This is a genomic window from Polynucleobacter sp. AP-Kaivos-20-H2, from assembly GCF_018882215.1.
Classification (GTDB): domain Bacteria; phylum Pseudomonadota; class Gammaproteobacteria; order Burkholderiales; family Burkholderiaceae; genus Polynucleobacter.
This window is the reverse complement of the sequence record NZ_JACVOX010000002.1, coordinates 536,863-551,691: the sequence shown is the minus strand read 5'-3', so window position 1 is coordinate 551,691 and position 14,829 is coordinate 536,863. Positions and strand designations below refer to the sequence as shown.

12 protein-coding genes and 2 pseudogenes are annotated in these 14,829 nt (G+C 45.7%); 7 read left to right on the top strand and 7 right to left on the bottom strand.

Translation table 11 applies throughout. The features are described 5' to 3' along the window. Positions 1–3: 3 nt before the first annotated feature. The 5 genes and pseudogenes from ICE89_RS07155 to ICE89_RS07135 all read left to right on the top strand — a co-directional run. Positions 4–852 carry an inner membrane protein YpjD gene (locus tag ICE89_RS07155; RefSeq protein ID WP_216265401.1) on the top strand — a complete coding sequence of 283 codons (849 nt, stop codon included), beginning with the start codon at positions 4–6 and terminating at the stop codon, positions 850–852. 3 nt (positions 853–855) lie between these two features. After that, positions 856–1,674 (top strand): 1,6-anhydro-N-acetylmuramyl-L-alanine amidase AmpD, encoded by an 819-nt coding sequence (gene ampD / locus ICE89_RS07150; RefSeq protein ID WP_255537499.1) that lies wholly within the window; start codon positions 856–858, stop codon positions 1,672–1,674. A gap of 374 nt (positions 1,675–2,048) precedes the next feature. Beyond that, positions 2,049–4,913 carry a ribonucleoside-diphosphate reductase subunit alpha gene (locus tag ICE89_RS07145; protein ID WP_255537522.1) on the top strand — a complete coding sequence of 955 codons (2,865 nt, stop codon included), beginning with the start codon at positions 2,049–2,051 and terminating at the stop codon, positions 4,911–4,913. 43 nt (positions 4,914–4,956) lie between these two features. Further along, positions 4,957–6,141: a ribonucleotide-diphosphate reductase subunit beta gene (locus ICE89_RS07140; protein ID WP_216263394.1), complete on the top strand. Its 1,185-nt coding sequence runs from the start codon at positions 4,957–4,959 to the stop codon at positions 6,139–6,141. A gap of 337 nt (positions 6,142–6,478) precedes the next feature. Further along, positions 6,479–6,855 (top strand): annotated as a pseudogene (locus ICE89_RS07135) (histone); the annotation flags it as partial. 97 nt (positions 6,856–6,952) lie between these two features. Here ICE89_RS07135 and ICE89_RS07130 read toward each other — a convergent pair. The 7 genes and pseudogenes from ICE89_RS07130 to ICE89_RS07105 all read right to left on the bottom strand — a co-directional run bounded on the left by ICE89_RS07130 (position 6,953) and on the right by ICE89_RS07105 (position 12,622). Beyond that, positions 6,953–7,912: a carbohydrate kinase family protein gene (locus tag ICE89_RS07130; protein ID WP_216263395.1), complete on the bottom strand. Its 960-nt coding sequence runs from the start codon at positions 7,910–7,912 to the stop codon at positions 6,953–6,955. A 53-nt stretch (positions 7,913–7,965) separates the two neighbouring features. After that, positions 7,966–8,562, bottom strand: a complete 597-nt coding sequence (locus tag ICE89_RS11735) for a DUF3426 domain-containing protein (RefSeq protein ID WP_255558778.1) — start codon at positions 8,560–8,562, stop codon at positions 7,966–7,968. Positions 8,563–8,574: 12 nt separating this feature from the next. Then, a pseudogene (gene prmA, locus ICE89_RS11730) lies at positions 8,575–9,495 on the bottom strand (50S ribosomal protein L11 methyltransferase); the annotation flags it as partial. A gap of 15 nt (positions 9,496–9,510) precedes the next feature. Next, positions 9,511–10,875 (bottom strand): acetyl-CoA carboxylase biotin carboxylase subunit, encoded by a 1,365-nt coding sequence (accC, locus tag ICE89_RS07120; RefSeq protein WP_216265399.1) that lies wholly within the window; start codon positions 10,873–10,875, stop codon positions 9,511–9,513. A gap of 52 nt (positions 10,876–10,927) precedes the next feature. Beyond that, positions 10,928–11,389: an acetyl-CoA carboxylase biotin carboxyl carrier protein gene (gene accB, locus ICE89_RS07115; protein WP_216265398.1), complete on the bottom strand. Its 462-nt coding sequence runs from the start codon at positions 11,387–11,389 to the stop codon at positions 10,928–10,930. Positions 11,390–11,425: 36 nt separating this feature from the next. Continuing rightward, entirely contained in the window at positions 11,426–11,875 is a 450-nt protein-coding gene (gene aroQ / locus ICE89_RS07110; protein ID WP_216265397.1) for a type II 3-dehydroquinate dehydratase, read from the bottom strand. 219 nt (positions 11,876–12,094) lie between these two features. Then, on the bottom strand, positions 12,095–12,622 hold the full coding sequence (locus tag ICE89_RS07105; protein WP_216263398.1) for a TlpA disulfide reductase family protein: 528 nt from the start codon (positions 12,620–12,622) through the stop codon (positions 12,095–12,097). 26 nt (positions 12,623–12,648) lie between these two features. Here ICE89_RS07105 and mpl point away from each other — a divergent pair, with 26 nt between their 5' ends. Together mpl and fabG are read left to right on the top strand one after the other, a co-directional pair. Continuing rightward, the gene (gene mpl, locus ICE89_RS07100; protein WP_216265396.1) at positions 12,649–14,049 is read left to right on the top strand and encodes a UDP-N-acetylmuramate:L-alanyl-gamma-D-glutamyl-meso-diaminopimelate ligase; all 1,401 of its coding nucleotides are present in this window, start codon (positions 12,649–12,651) and stop codon (positions 14,047–14,049) included. Positions 14,050–14,092: 43 nt separating this feature from the next. Next, positions 14,093–14,827, top strand: a complete 735-nt coding sequence (fabG, locus tag ICE89_RS07095; protein ID WP_216265395.1) for a 3-oxoacyl-ACP reductase FabG — start codon at positions 14,093–14,095, stop codon at positions 14,825–14,827. Positions 14,828–14,829 lie beyond the last annotated feature (2 nt).

Genomic DNA, 14,829 nt, shown 5'->3' with positions numbered 1-14,829 from the left:
CACATGGATATTTTAGGTTACTCAAGTTACGGATGGCTTCCTTCCGCACTTTATTTAGCGCTTTTACTCATTTTGAGCTTCAAAGCCAAGAGCGGCGTTGAGTCTGGGGTGTCTGGCACTTTGGTGCAAGCTGCAATTTTTGTAATTTTGGTGATTCATGGGGCGCAACTTCATGATTCCGTATTCACCCCACAAGGCTTTGTATTTGGGTTTGCACAAGATTTGTCCTTAATTGCGTGGGTTGGCTTGGCTTTTTATTGGTTTCAGTCTTGGTTTTTACCCATTTCCAGCTTGCGTTGGATGGCATTAATGTTTGCAATGATTTGCGCGTTTCTTCCCAGTGTTTTCCCAGGTATCTTAATTTCTCCCAAGGCTGTTGCAGATCCTTGGTTTAAAGGCCATTTTGTTGTTGCAACGGTCGCGGTGGGGTTGCTGAGTTTAGCGGCAATGCATGCCATGCTGATGAGCGTACAAGATCGTGCTTTGCATCGTCAGTTGGCCATTATTCCTAACAGTCGTTTTGCGCATTGGCTGGAAGAACTTCCACCCTTAATGACTATGGAAAGTATCCTATTTAATTTGCTTTACGTTGGTTTTGGATTGCTTAGCTTGACTGTTTTCTCCGGATTACTGTTCTCGCAAACCTTGTTTGGTAAACCTCTAGTGTTTGATCACAAAACGATTTTTGCTTTGATCTCTTGGTTTTTATTTGCAGGTCTATTGATAGCACGTTGGCGAGTTGGATTGCGTGGCAGGGCTGCTATTCGCTGGGTATTGAGCGCTTACACCGCCTTATTGCTTGCATATGTCGGTAGTCGCTTTGTAGTTGAAGTCATCCTTCAGAGAGCTTAAGCTTTGTTTAAGTGGCTTTTATTATTTGCAGGTGCTGGACTTTTTTACCTCTGGATTAAGAGCAAGAAGCAGGCCGCAACGAATGTAGGGCATACCTCTGAGCCCAATAAAAATAAGGCTGAGAAGCCGGCTACACCTGAAGTGATGGTTCAATGTCAGTGCTGCAAAGTGCACCTACCCAAGTCAGAAGCCTTAACTTATGACGACCGTTTTTATTGCTCAAAAGAACATCTCCAGACTTTGGATTCGCAAGGTTGGGTCGGTGATGCGCGCTGGAGAATTTCACCTAACCAAGACTTTAGACCAGAAAGTGTTATCCCCGATCTAGTGGTGATTCATCACATCAGTCTTCCGCCAGGCGAGTTTAGAAATCAATCGTCTAGTCAGCATATTGTGGATTTTTTCCAAAATAAGCTGGACTCAAATGCGCATCCTTATTTTGCAGAGATTGCTGACCAAAAGGTATCCAGCCATTTCTTGATTGCCCGCTCTGGAGAGTTAATCCAGTTTGTCTCTACACAGAACAAGGCTTGGCACGCTGGTGTTTCATCATTTTTTGGCAGGGAAAAGTGCAATGACTTTTCGATTGGTATTGAGGTAGAGGGGGATGGAGATTCGCCATTTGAAGATACTCAGTATCAAGTCTTGGTAAATCTCATTCAGAAATTGGCAGTCACATATCCTCATTTGCAATTTGCTGGACACAGCGACATTGCACCTGATCGCAAAACAGATCCTGGAATTTATTTTGACTGGAAAAAGTTCCAAAAAGAGACAAGCATTCCTTCTGAACGACTACCTTTTGGTCTAAGTCCTCGATAGTCTTCCTTTTGTATGTGAGCGTACGCTTACTTTTTTAGCCTTTATCTAAAACGGGCTAAAAATCCCACACCAAAATCACCCCAAAATAAGTGGAAAACTTAGTAAAAGTACTAATAAATATTTGTCATAAATAGCTTACCAATTATCAAATATTTCCCTATACTTAGTGCCTAATCCGCTTCAAGACACTAGATGTAGTGTTTGAATCTAGCAATACCCCATTGTTTTTTAACAATATTTTGTCCAAATAACTATATATACGCAGGAGCAACATGACATACGCTAATCCACAGACAGCAGGCCAAGCAGCTGGAGCGAATAATCCAGGAATGAGTCCTGCAGGGGCGGTAAACCAAGCTCCTTCTGCCAGCTTTATGGCTGGTGGTGTTGGTGGCACTCAGGCAACTCAATTGTCTGATTACAAAATTATTCGCCGTAATGGCTCAGTTGTAGCATTTGAGCCATCCAAAATTGCGATTGCAGTAACGAAGGCATTTTTAGCGGTTAATGGTGGACAAGGTGCTGCATCAGCACGTGTTCGTGAACAGGTAGAGCAGTTGACTCACTCTGTTGTGCGAGCGTTGTTGCGTAGTCGTCCAAACGGTGGAACCTTCCATATTGAAGATATTCAAGACCAAGTTGAATTGGCTTTGATGCGAAGTGGCGAGCACAACGTTGCTCGTGCTTACGTTCTCTATCGTGAAAAGCGCAATCAAGAGCGCGCCGCTCAGCAAGAAGTTTCCCAAGAAGCACAGAACGCAAATCAAGCTGGCGAGTCTGGCATCAAGGTAACTGACAACGGTGTTGAGAAGTGGCTTGATATGGCCGCTTTGCGTACTGTAATTGAGGCAGCCTGTGAAGGTTTGGGTACTCATATTGACGCTACTCCAATCATTACTGAGACTATCAAGAACTTGTACGACGGCGTACCAATGGCGCAGGTATATGACTCTGCTATTTTGGCTTCCCGTACTTTGATTGAAAAAGATCCGGCCTACAGCCAAGTAACAGCACGCATCTTGATGCACGTGATTCGTAAAGAAATCTTTGGCAAGGAAGTATTGCAAGGTGATACACAAGCTGAATACAGCACTTACTTTGCGAAGTACATCAATGAAGGTATCTCTGCTGAGTTGCTGGACCCACGCATGCGTGAGTTTGACTTGCCACGCCTGGCTGCAGCCTTGAATGCCAGCCGTGACTTGCAGTTCAACTACCTTGGCTTGCAAACTTTGTATGACCGCTATTTCTTGCATATTGAAGAGCGCCGTATTGAAATGCCACAGGCTTTCTTTATGCGCGTTGCAATGGGCTTGTCTTTGAATGAGATGGATCGCGAACGTCGTGCAATCGAGTTCTATGAAATCCTGTCTACATTTGATTTCATGTCCAGCACACCAACATTGTTCAACTCAGCAACAACTCGCCCACAGCTCTCTAGCTGCTACTTGACGACAGTGGATGATGATTTGGATGGAATTTACGAAGCATTGAAAGAAAATGCGTTGCTGTCTAAGTTTGCTGGTGGTTTGGGTAATGACTGGACTAATGTTCGTGCGTTGGGAAGCCATATCAAAGGAACTAACGGTAAATCACAAGGTGTTGTGCCATTCTTGAAAGTGGTGAACGACACTGCAGTTGCTGTGAACCAAGGTGGTAAGCGTAAAGGTGCGGTATGTGCCTACTTAGAAACATGGCACTTAGATATCGAAGAGTTCTTGGAGTTACGTAAGAACACTGGTGACGACCGTCGTCGTACCCACGATATGAATACCTCAAACTGGATCCCCGATTTGTTCATGAAACGTGTAATGGAAGGTGGCGATTGGACGTTGTTCTCACCATCAAATACTCCAGATTTGCATGACAAATTCGGCAGAGCATTTGAAGAGGCTTATGTTGCCTATGAACAAAAAGCAGATCGTGGTGAATTGAAGCCATTCCGTCGTATTCCAGCGCAGCAATTGTGGCGCAAGATGCTCGGTATGTTGTTTGAAACAGGTCACCCATGGATTACTTTCAAAGATCCTTGCAATATCCGTAGCCCACAACAGCACATTGGCGTAGTTCACTCATCTAACCTCTGTACTGAGATTACCCTCAATACAAACGAGACTGAGATTGCGGTTTGTAACTTGGGTTCTGTGAACTTAACTGCTCACATGACTACAGATGCCAACGGCAAGATGATTTTGGATCACGAGAAGCTCCAAAGAACCGTTCGTACTGCAATGCGTATGTTGGATAACGTGATTGATATCAACTACTACGCAGTAGCTAAAGCGCGTAACTCCAACTTGAAGCACCGTCCAGTGGGCATGGGCATCATGGGCTTCCAGGATTGCTTACATATGCAGCGTATTCCTTATGCTAGCGATGAGGCTGTGAAGTTTGCTGACTCTTCAATGGAAGCGGTTTGCTACTACGCATACCAAGCATCAAATGAATTGGCAGCTGAGCGCGGCGTTTACAGCACCTATAAGGGTTCTTTGTGGGATCGTGGCATTCTTCCGCAGGATTCAGTAGCCATGTTGGCGGCTGAGCGCGGTGGTTATGTTGAGGTGGATAACTCTTCTACTATGGATTGGAGCGGTTTACGTGCAAGCATCAAGCAACACGGTATGCGCAACTCTAATTGCGTAGCGATTGCCCCAACAGCAACGATTTCAAACATCATTGGTGTTTCAGCTTGTATTGAGCCTACATTCCAAAACTTGTTCGTGAAATCCAACCTTTCAGGCGAATTCACAGTGGTAAATGAGTACTTGGTTCGTGATTTGAAAGATCGCGGTCTTTGGGATGAAGTGATGATTGCTGACTTGAAGTACTTTGACGGCACTTTGTCCAAAATCGACCGCATTCCACAAGATTTACGTGATTTGTATGCAACTGCTTTTGAAGTTGAGCCAAGCTGGCTGGTTGAAGCTGCTTCACGTCGTCAGAAATGGATCGACCAAGCTCAGTCACTCAACATCTACATGGGTGGCGCTTCCGGTAAGAAATTGGATGACACCTATAAGTTGGCTTGGTTACGTGGCTTGAAAACCACTTATTACCTCCGCACAATGGCTGCAACTCACGTTGAGAAATCAACCGTTGCTAGTGGTCAGTTGAACTCGGTTTCTAGCGGTGGTGGCGTAAATGGTACAGATGCGGCAGCCGCACAAGAAGCTGATGGCCCAGTTTGCACAATGCGCCCAGGCGATGCTGGTTTCGAAGAATGTGAAGCATGTCAATAAGCGATTTGCTTATTGGTCAGAATAGAAGAATTAGGAGAACGTTATGTTGAATTGGGAAGAAGAAGTCGCTCCGGCACTAGCCAAGGCGAATCTTGCACCGCAACCGGTTGCGGTCGAGCCACAGCGCCCACAGGTAGATCAGGTTGCTCAAGTAGCCCCTCAAGTTGCTGCTACTGCCCCAGCGCAAGCTGCTGCAGTTGGTGGCGCTGCCTTGCGTGTTAATGCGGCTGACAAGCGCGTCATTAATGCCAAGACTGACGTAAATCAGTTGGTTCCATTTAAATATAAATGGGCTTGGGAAAAGTATTTAGCTGGTTGCGCAAATCACTGGATGCCACAAGAGATCAATATGAACCGCGATATCGCGCTTTGGAAAGATCCGAATGGCCTGACAGAAGATGAGCGTCGCATCATCAAGCGCAATCTGGGTTTCTTTACAACTGCAGATTCTTTGGCAGCAAACAACATTGTTTTGGGTACTTATCGCCACATTACTGCTCCAGAATGCCGTCAATACCTATTGCGCCAGGCTTTTGAAGAGGCAATTCACACCCACGCGTACCAATATATTGTGGAATCTTTAGGTTTAGATCAGGCTGAAATCTTCAATGCGTACAACGAAATTGAATCTATTCGCGCTAAAGATCAATTCTTAATTCCGTTTATTGATGTTTTAACTGATCCGAATTTTCAGACTGGCACATTAGAAAACGATCAAAAGTTGCTCCGATCACTTATTGTTTTTGCTTGCGTGATGGAAGGTTTGTTCTTTTATGTTGGTTTTACGCAAATACTTGCAATGGGTCGTCAAAACAAAATGACGGGTGCTGCTGAGCAGTATCAATACATCCTTCGCGACGAGTCAATGCACTGCAATTTCGGTATCGATTTGATTAATCAAATCAAGCTGGAGAACCCGCAGTTATGGACTTCTGCGTTCAAAGACGAGATCAAATCCATCTTCGAAAAAGCAGTTGAATTAGAGTACCGTTATGCCGAAGATACGATGCCTCGCGGAGTACTCGGATTGAATGCTCCGATGTTCAAAGGGTACCTAAGATACATCTGTAATCGCAGATGTTTGCAAATAGGACTTGACGCGATGTTCCCAAATGAAGAGAATCCATTTCCATGGATGTCAGAAATGATTGATCTTAAGAAAGAAAGAAACTTTTTTGAGACACGCGTTATTGAGTATCAAACTGGCGGTGCGCTAAGTTGGGAGTAGTCAGCAGTAAGTAAGCGCATAGCCGGCTAAATTGGAGATTAGACGGTTGGATAGTTTAAGAAGTCAGCAAAAACAGACTCAAATCCGAAAACCCTTGCTCAAGGGTGCCAGGGCTATTCTCTCCATTTTTTCCAGCACATTTAAGAAGCCGTTGTCCTTTGGGACCACGGCTTTTTTTCCAGGATTCATTAGCGTGCAGCACCTAGCATCAAGCCGTGCGCCGATGAATGGCTCGCTCGTCAGATCCAAAAGGTTGCAAAACCAGGTGGAAATGAATGGTCGGGTCTTCTTAATGTAGTTTGTACTAATCCTCACGTGAAGGAGTATTAATATGGCAATCGCCAAGAAAAAACCTGCTGCAAAGAAACCAGCTGCTAAAAAAGTAGCTAAAAAGAAGCCTGCTGCTAAGAAGCGTGTAGCTGCTAAGAAGCCTGCTGCTAAAAAAGTAGCTGCTAAAAAGCGTCCTGCTGCTAAGAAGCGTGTAGCTGCTAAGAAGCCTGCTGCTAAAAAAGTAGCTGCTAAAAAGCGTCCTGCTGCTAAGAAGCCTGCTGCTAAAAAAGTAGCTCGTAAAGTAGCAAAAAAAAAGTAAGTAAGCCTACTGCGAAGAAAGCGGGCTCTGCTGTAAAAAAGCCCGTGGCTAAGAAAGCTGCACCAGCGACTAGTGCGTTGAATCCTGCTGCTGCTTGGCCCTTCCCAACTGGCACACGTCCTTAATCGGATGGGTGTTACTAGAAGGGGTCTCTCACGAGACCCCTTTTTTATTTTTAGAAGAAGAAATAAGTAATCCTATGCTGCCTAGGATTATTTCGATTTAGAAGCTAAAGTCAAACGCCGCTTTAAATTGTTCTGCGATTTGATCTTTGCTGAGTTGGTGATTTTGTGGTCCCTGGTGGGTAATTTTGATTGAACCCATGAGACTAGCGAGGCGGCCAGTGGTGTCCCAGTCCATGCCATTTTCTAAACCAAAGAGCAATCCACCGCGGAATGCATCTCCGCAACCTGTTGGATCCACTACTTTTGCAGCCGGTACCGGTGGAATCGCGATAACCTTGCCATCAACATAAATATCCGCCCCCTCGGCGCCTTTAGTAACGATCAGTGCCTTGACTCGCTCAGCCACTTTGACCAAGCTCAAGCCTGTTCTTTGAGAAAGCATTTCTCCCTCATAGTCATTTACCGCTAAGTAGCTAGCGATATCTACCAATTCCAGAAGCTCGGGACCATTAAACATTGGTAAACCTTGGCCTGGATCAAAGATAAAAGGAATATTGGCATCGGCTAGTTGATGGCAGTGCTCCCACATTCCTTGGCGACCGTCGGGCGCAACGATTCCTAATTTCGCTGGAGCCTTAGCGTTCTTGCTACGCTCAGTCATAACTGCCGAGACTTGGTTCAGGTGGGATTCATCCATGGCGCCCGGGTGGAAAGCAGTGATTTGGTTATTAGCTTGATCGGTGGTGATCATCGCTTGCGCAGTAAAGGCTTGATCGATCTGGCGAATATGGCTTGCATCAATTTTGAGTTGCTCAAGGCGGCTCATGTAGGGCGCAGCATCACCACCCACCGTAGCCATGATGATCGGATCGCCGCCCAAAAGATTGAGGTTGTATGCAATATTGCCAGCGCATCCGCCAAATTCACGGCGCATAGTTGGTACCAAAAAGGCTACATTCAGAATATGAATCTGCTCAGGCAGGATTTGATCGGCAAATTTGCCTTCAAAGTTCATGATGGTGTCGTAGGCGATAGAGCCACAAATTAAGCTAGCCATAAATTACTTTCTTTATAAAAAATTGGGGGTAAATATAGTGTTTATGAATCGATTTAGGGATAGAGCACTCGAACACGATAGCCCGCAGCATTTGGTGGCAGAGAAATAGGCAACTCAAGTTGAAGCAATTCGCCAGAAGGAATCCCTTTTTTTAAAAAATCAGGATGAGATTCTTGCCAAGCTTTCGGTAGCCACTCTTGCGGAGTGAATTGCAGTGATTTGATTTCAGATTCTTCTGCATCAGTCAAAGAAATTTCTAAATTTGGAGCTAAAACGGCAATAGCTAGACGATTTTGTATCTCCACTTGCAACAAAGATTGATTTGCAGGGTTTTTAAGGCCTTCTCGCGCGTTTTCTGGCGCAAGTGCGGCTGAAGTTATTTTCCATGCAGAAAAATCGCTCACAGTGCGATCTAGACATCCTAGTACACGACAAAGTTTTGCATCGATGCGCTGTAAAAAATGAAATGCACTAACGGAAATGGAATTCGATGTTTCATCAATGCGTGGCGCTAATGCGGGAAGCAATGAATTTCTGGAGAGATGCTCTCCAAAAACTAGGAGTAGTAGAAGTAAAGCAGTTAGAAGGGCGAACTTAAGACTTTTTTTTTGAGCAGGTGCAGCAAAAGTAGATTCAGAGTTGCTTTGCAAATCCTTGTTTAAGGTGCCGTGCAAGCAAACCCAACCCTCACTCTCTTTCCAAACGGAGAGCTTTAGCCATTGGCTATAGGTAGCAATTACTTCTTCTGCTTGGCGGGCAAGTACACCAGATAAAACAATACGTCCGCCTACTTTCATCTTGTTGACTAAGGCAGGAGCCAGCACTTGCAATGGATTTGCCAGAATATTGGCCATCACGATGTCGTATTTGGTTTCGGCAGCCAGTTCGAGTGCGCCTTCGTTTGGCAAGACAAAGCGAATGGTGGTGTTATTGATTTCTGCATTGCTGCGAGCAGCAACCATCGCTTGTGGATCAATATCGGTACCAATCACTGGGTTACAGCCCAGCTTTGCGGCAGCAATTGCCAATATGCCTGAGCCACAACCGTAATCCAGGAGACTTTGATTTTGCAAATGACTTTGTTGTCCAAGCCAAAGAAGGCATAAATGCGTGGTTGGGTGACTCCCAGTGCCAAATGCGAGACCTGGATCCACTGCAAGGCAGATCGCATTGGGATCGGTTGGTGCATCGTGCCAAGATGGCACTACCCAAATCCGCTCACCAATCTGAATGGGTGCAAATTGACTTTGGGTTAAGCGAACCCAGTCTTGTTCTTCAACTGTTTTTTCTTGAGGAGGTGCTAGATGAAAGCCTGCCTCTTTAAGGGATGCGAGTAGTTCGGGAATAAATTCTGCGCTGCCTGAAGCATCAATCTCTGGATTAAAGAGAGCGGTTACTGCTGATCTATCCCACGCTTGCACTTCTGGAGAGAGGCCTGGCTCACCGTAAAGTGGGTTTTCGTCATAGCCACCAGCAGCATCATCTTCAACAGTGACGGACAGGGCGCCCAAATCCAAAAGCGCGTCACCCAAAGGCTCCGCAGTTTCAGCAGCTACCGTGAATACCAGCTCACGATAAGACATGAAGCGCTTTCATCATTAGGATTTACCGCGACTCGCAGCTTGCTCTTCTAAGCGATGCTCTAAGTAGTGAATGCTGGTCCCGCCTTCAATGAAGTTCGGATCTAGCATGAGCTCACGGTGGAGTGGAACGTTGGTTGTAATGCCGTCAATCACCATCTCAGAGAGCGCAATTTGCATGCGGCGAATGGCTTGCTCACGAGTATTGCCGTAAGAAATCAATTTACCAATCATGGAGTCATAGTTTGATGGCACTACGTAGCCGCTGTAAGCATGCGAATCAACCCGAATGCCAGGGCCTCCAGGCATGTGGAATGAACCAATTTTGCCTGGGCTCGGGGTGAACTTGAATGGATCTTCAGCATTCAGACGACACTCAATGGCATGACCACGGAAAACAATGTCTTTTTGGCGATAGCTGAGTTTCAGGCCAGCCGCAATACGAATTTGTTCCTGAACGATATCCACACCAGTAATCATTTCTGTCACTGGATGTTCTACCTGAACACGGGTATTCATCTCAATGAAGAAGAATTCGCCATCTTCGTAGAGAAACTCAAAGGTACCGGCGCCACGATAGCCAATCTTGCGACAGGCTTCTGCACAACGCTCGCCAATTTTGGCGATAAGACGACGATCAATGCCTGGTGCCGGTGCTTCTTCAATCACTTTTTGGTGGCGACGCTGCATAGAGCAATCGCGCTCACCCAACCAAATCGCATTGCCATGAGTATCGGCAAGAATCTGAATCTCAACGTGGCGAGGTTTTTCTAAAAACTTCTCCATATAGACTTCTGGATTACCAAACGCACGGCCAGCTTCTTCCCGAGTCATATTGACAGCGTTGATCAGGGCAGCTTCAGTATGAACCACTCGCATACCGCGACCACCACCACCACCAGCAGCTTTAATGATTACCGGGTAGCCAACTTTTTTTGCTGTCGCAATAATTTCTTTTGGGTCTTCAGGAAGTGCGCCTTCTGATCCAGGTACGCAAGGCACGCCAGCTTTAATCATGGCGCGTTTTGCGGAAACCTTATCACCCATCAAGCGAATGGATGCAGCTGTAGGGCCAATAAAGGCAAAGCCAGATTTCTCAACCCGCTCTGCAAAGTCTGCGTTTTCAGAAAGGAAGCCATAACCAGGGTGAATTGCTTCTGCGTCGGTAACTTCCGCTGCAGAAATAATCGCTGGCATATTCAAATAGCTGAGCGGAGATGGCGCTGGCCCGATACAAACCGCTTCATCAGCAAGCCTTACATACTTGGCTTCTTTATCTGCTGTGGAGTACACCACCACAGTTTTAATTCCCAACTCGCGGCATGCGCGTTGGATGCGGAGAGCAATTTCTCCCCGATTGGCAATCAGAATCTTATCGAACATGTCGGCTCTGAGTTAAGTAGCAGTGAATTGGAATTGAACTAAAGGTAGTCAATTAAGCGATGATGAAAAGCGGCTGGTCAAATTCAACACCTTGACCGTTTTCACAAAGAATTTCTTTGATCACACCAGCGTGCTCAGATTCGATTTCATTGAGTAACTTCATTGCTTCAATAATGCAAAGCGTTTGACCCACCTTGACAGTGTCGCCAATGTTGACGAAGTTCGGAGACTCTGGATTTGGGGCGCGGTAGAAAGTACCAACCATTGGTGAGCGTGCAATAGAGCCAGTTTCAGCCGCGGGAGCTTCAGCGATAGGAGCTGTTGCAACAGGTGCATTAGCTGCTGGTACGGCTTGCATCGCAGGTGCTGGATTGGCGTAAACCATTTGTCCAGCGGGTGCAGGAGATCCGGCGTTAACAATGCGAACGCGATCTTCGCCTTCATTTATCTCTAACTCTGAAATGCCTGATTCAGAAACTAGGTCGATCAAGGTTTTTAGTTTTCTCAGATCCATATGAGTACTTCCTCTCTTCTAATTCTTTAAATAGTTTTATTTCTGCAAGCGAGCAATAGCTGCATGAAGGGCTAATTCATAGCCAATCGCGCCAAGACCACAAATCACCCCAGTCGCAATATCGGACAAATAGGAATGTTTACGGAATTCTTCGCGCTGATGAATATTGGATAAATGGATTTCGGTAAAGGGAATAGCTACCCCGGCCAAGACGTCGCGTAATGCAACGCTTGTATGGGTAAAGGCGCCTGGGTTGATGATGATGAAATCAACCCCATCTTGTTTAGCCTTTTGAATGCGGTCAATTAACTCACCTTCATGATTGCTTTGAAAGGTATCGAGATCAACGGACTGCGCTTTTGCCAGTTCGCCGAGCCTTTGGTGGATATCTTCTAGGGTAGTTTTTCCGTAAACATCGGGTTCACGGGTGCCTAATAGATTTAGGTTTGGGCCTTGAATTACGAGAATTGAAGCTTTTTTCGACATAGATCCCTGTTTTTAGAGGCAGTTAAGCGTAAATTGCTAAATAACTTCATGCTCGATTGCTTATGAAGGGAAGTATACCTTTTAAAAGCTAGAAAAAGACCAAAAACTCGCTGCAAAAATAGGAATTTTCATCGCTTTTAGGGGCGGATATCAAAATAAATGCTTAATTTTTAGGCAAAAATTAATGGTTCGATAAATCCATTTACAGCTTAAAAATTCCTATAAAGCAGATTTAATGGCACTTCTGATGTCATCTTCGCTTATCTTACCTAATTTACTATAGCTGGCCTTTCCCTTGGCATTGATGATGATGGTGTATGGAAGGGCGCCTTGGGAATTTCCTAGTTGCTTAGAAAGATTGCTACCTTCAAGACCGCCAATCACAATCGGATAGCTCACTGGGGTTTTTGAAAGAAATTCACGAATATTAGAGGGTGAATCAATGCCGATGCCGACAAATAAGACATTTTGCCGCAAAAACTCTTGCTGAAGTTTATCTAAAGCTGGCATTTCCTCAACGCAAGGGGGGCACCAGGAGGCCCAAAAGTTCACCACCAGCACTTTTCCTTGCCAATCTTGGGTATTGACTGTTTTTCCATCCGGCGTTTGCCAAGAATTGGCAAAAAATGCTTTCACAGCAGGATCGCTGGCCAAACCAGTTTTATAAATCCACTGGGAGGTTAGTACGCCCCCAAGGAGTGCCAAAAGACTAATTGCGACGATGATGATCAATTGTCTACGGTTCATTGCAACTCCTTCGCTAAAATTCGCTAATGCATATACATATCTTGGGCATTTGCGGTACTTTCATGGGCGGCATTGCCGCAATCGCGAGGCAGGCTGGGCATCGTGTTACTGGTTGCGATGCCAACGTCTATCCCCCAATGAGTACGCAGCTTGAAGCTCAAGGCATCGAACTGATTGAGGGATTCTCACCTGAGCAATTATCTCAGTTTGAGACCATGCCCGATTTATTTGTGATTGGCAATGTGGTTTCTCGAAGCAATCCATTGATGGAAGCAATTCTCAATCAAGGGCTACCCTATATCTCGGGCCCGCAATGGTTGGGCGAACAAGTTTTGTATGGACGAAATGTTTTGGCCGTAGCGGGTACGCATGGCAAGACAACCACTTCAGCTATGTTGACTTGGATTTTGGAATTCAACGGTTACAAGCCGGGTTATCTCATTGGTGGCATACCTCTGAATTTCACAGTGTCTGCATGTTTAGGTGAAAGTAAATATTTTGTTATTGAAGCTGATGAATATGACACTGCTTTCTTTGATAAGCGTAGTAAGTTTGTTCACTATCGACCACGTACTGCCCTATTGAATAACTTAGAGTTTGATCACGCCGATATTTTTGCTGATCTTGCGGCAATTGAAACGCAATTTCATCATTTAGTGCGCACTGTTCCTGGCGATGGTTTACTGGTCGTAAATGGTGAGGAGCCTGCATTGGCGAGCGTGATCACGCGTGGCGCTTGGGCGCCTGTAGAGCGGTTCGGGCAAGAACTCACAAACGAATGGTCTTTGATTGCTCAAGAGGCTGATGGCTTCATCGTGCGCAAGACAGGTGAAGAAGTGGCCACTGTGAAGTGGGCGCCTGATTCTGGTGTGATGGGTAGACACAATCAACTCAATGCACTTGCAGCGATTGCTTGCGCAAATCATATTGGCATCTCTCCAGCAGATGGTGCACGTGCGTTGGCGGAATTTAAGAATGTCAAGCGTCGCTTGGAAACGATTGGTGTTACAAATGACATCACGATCTATGACGATTTTGCCCATCATCCAACCGCGATCACGACTACAGTTGATGGTCTTCGTCGCCGTGTTGGTAAGGCGCGTATCTTAGCGGTACTAGAGCCACGTTCAAATACGATGAAGCTCGGTGTGATGAAAGCCCAACTTCCTGGAAGTCTAGAGGCTGCTGACAAAGTGTTTGCCTATGGCGCTAATGCCGGCAAGGAATCATTGGGTTGGGATTTGGCAGATGTCTTATCTCCACTCAATAAGCTAGAAGAGGGTAAAGCACATGCCTTTGATGATCTTGAGGCATTAGTGAAGGCAGTTGCGCATGAGGCTAAGCCTGGTGATCATATTTTAGTAATGAGCAATGGCGGGTTTGGTGGCGTACATCAGAAAATATTAAAAGCCATTTCGGCGCAGTAAAAAAATAAGAATTAATAACAAAAGCAAAAATAGAAAGCAAATCATGGGCAATAGACTAAAAGACAAAGTAGCCATCATTACCGGCGCGGCAAAGGGTATTGGTTTTGCTACTGCTCAGCGTTTTGCGGAAGAAGGTGCAAAAGTCATCATTACGGATATTGGCCTGGAGGCTGTTAATAGCGCGGCTGAAAAAACGCCTAATGCAGAAAGCTATGCCATGAATGTCACCGATCGCGCTAGCATTCAGTCAGTCGTAGACCAGGTAATGCAAAAGCACGGACGGATTGATATCTTAATCAATAACGCTGGCATTACTCAAGATGCACGCTTGATTAAGATGACCGAAGCACAGTTCGATACCGTGATTGATGTCAATCTGAAGGGCGTATTCAATTGCACTCAGTTAATCGTACCGCATATGCTGGAGGCTGGCTCTGGCGCAGTGGTTAATGCATCAAGCGTTGTGGGTCTCTACGGTAATTTTGGCCAAACCAATTACTCAGCTACTAAATTTGGTGTGATTGGTTTTACAAAAACATGGGCGCGTGAATTGGGGCCTAAAGGCATTCGAGTCAATGCGGTGTGCCCTGGTTTTATCGCCACTGAAATGGTCATGGCCATGCCAGCAAATATTGTGCAAGACATTGAAAAGCGCAGTTGGCTTGGTCGTCTAGGCACCCCAACAGAAATGGCAAATGTGTATTTATTCTTAGCGAGCGATGAGGCAAGCTATGTCAATGGAGTGGCATTAGAGGCCAGCGGCGGGATCTCGCTCTAAGT

What these genes read in the sequence shown, in the direction of transcription:
- mpl (WP_216265396.1), top strand. Translation starts at nt 12,649, where the DNA reads ATGCATATACATATCTTGGGCATTTGCGGTACTTTCATGGGCGGCATT.
- aroQ (WP_216265397.1), bottom strand. Translation starts at nt 11,875, where the DNA reads ATGTCGAAAAAAGCTTCAATTCTCGTAATTCAAGGCCCAAACCTAAAT.
- ICE89_RS07140 (WP_216263394.1), top strand. Translation starts at nt 4,957, where the DNA reads ATGTTGAATTGGGAAGAAGAAGTCGCTCCGGCACTAGCCAAGGCGAAT.
- accB (WP_216265398.1), bottom strand. Translation starts at nt 11,389, where the DNA reads ATGGATCTGAGAAAACTAAAAACCTTGATCGACCTAGTTTCTGAATCA.
- fabG (WP_216265395.1), top strand. Translation starts at nt 14,093, where the DNA reads ATGGGCAATAGACTAAAAGACAAAGTAGCCATCATTACCGGCGCGGCA.
- ICE89_RS07145 (WP_255537522.1), top strand. Translation starts at nt 2,049, where the DNA reads ATGGCTGGTGGTGTTGGTGGCACTCAGGCAACTCAATTGTCTGATTAC.
- accC (WP_216265399.1), bottom strand. Translation starts at nt 10,875, where the DNA reads ATGTTCGATAAGATTCTGATTGCCAATCGGGGAGAAATTGCTCTCCGC.
- ICE89_RS07105 (WP_216263398.1), bottom strand. Translation starts at nt 12,622, where the DNA reads ATGAACCGTAGACAATTGATCATCATCGTCGCAATTAGTCTTTTGGCA.
- ICE89_RS07130 (WP_216263395.1), bottom strand. Translation starts at nt 7,912, where the DNA reads ATGGCTAGCTTAATTTGTGGCTCTATCGCCTACGACACCATCATGAAC.
- ICE89_RS07155 (WP_216265401.1), top strand. Translation starts at nt 4, where the DNA reads ATGGATATTTTAGGTTACTCAAGTTACGGATGGCTTCCTTCCGCACTT.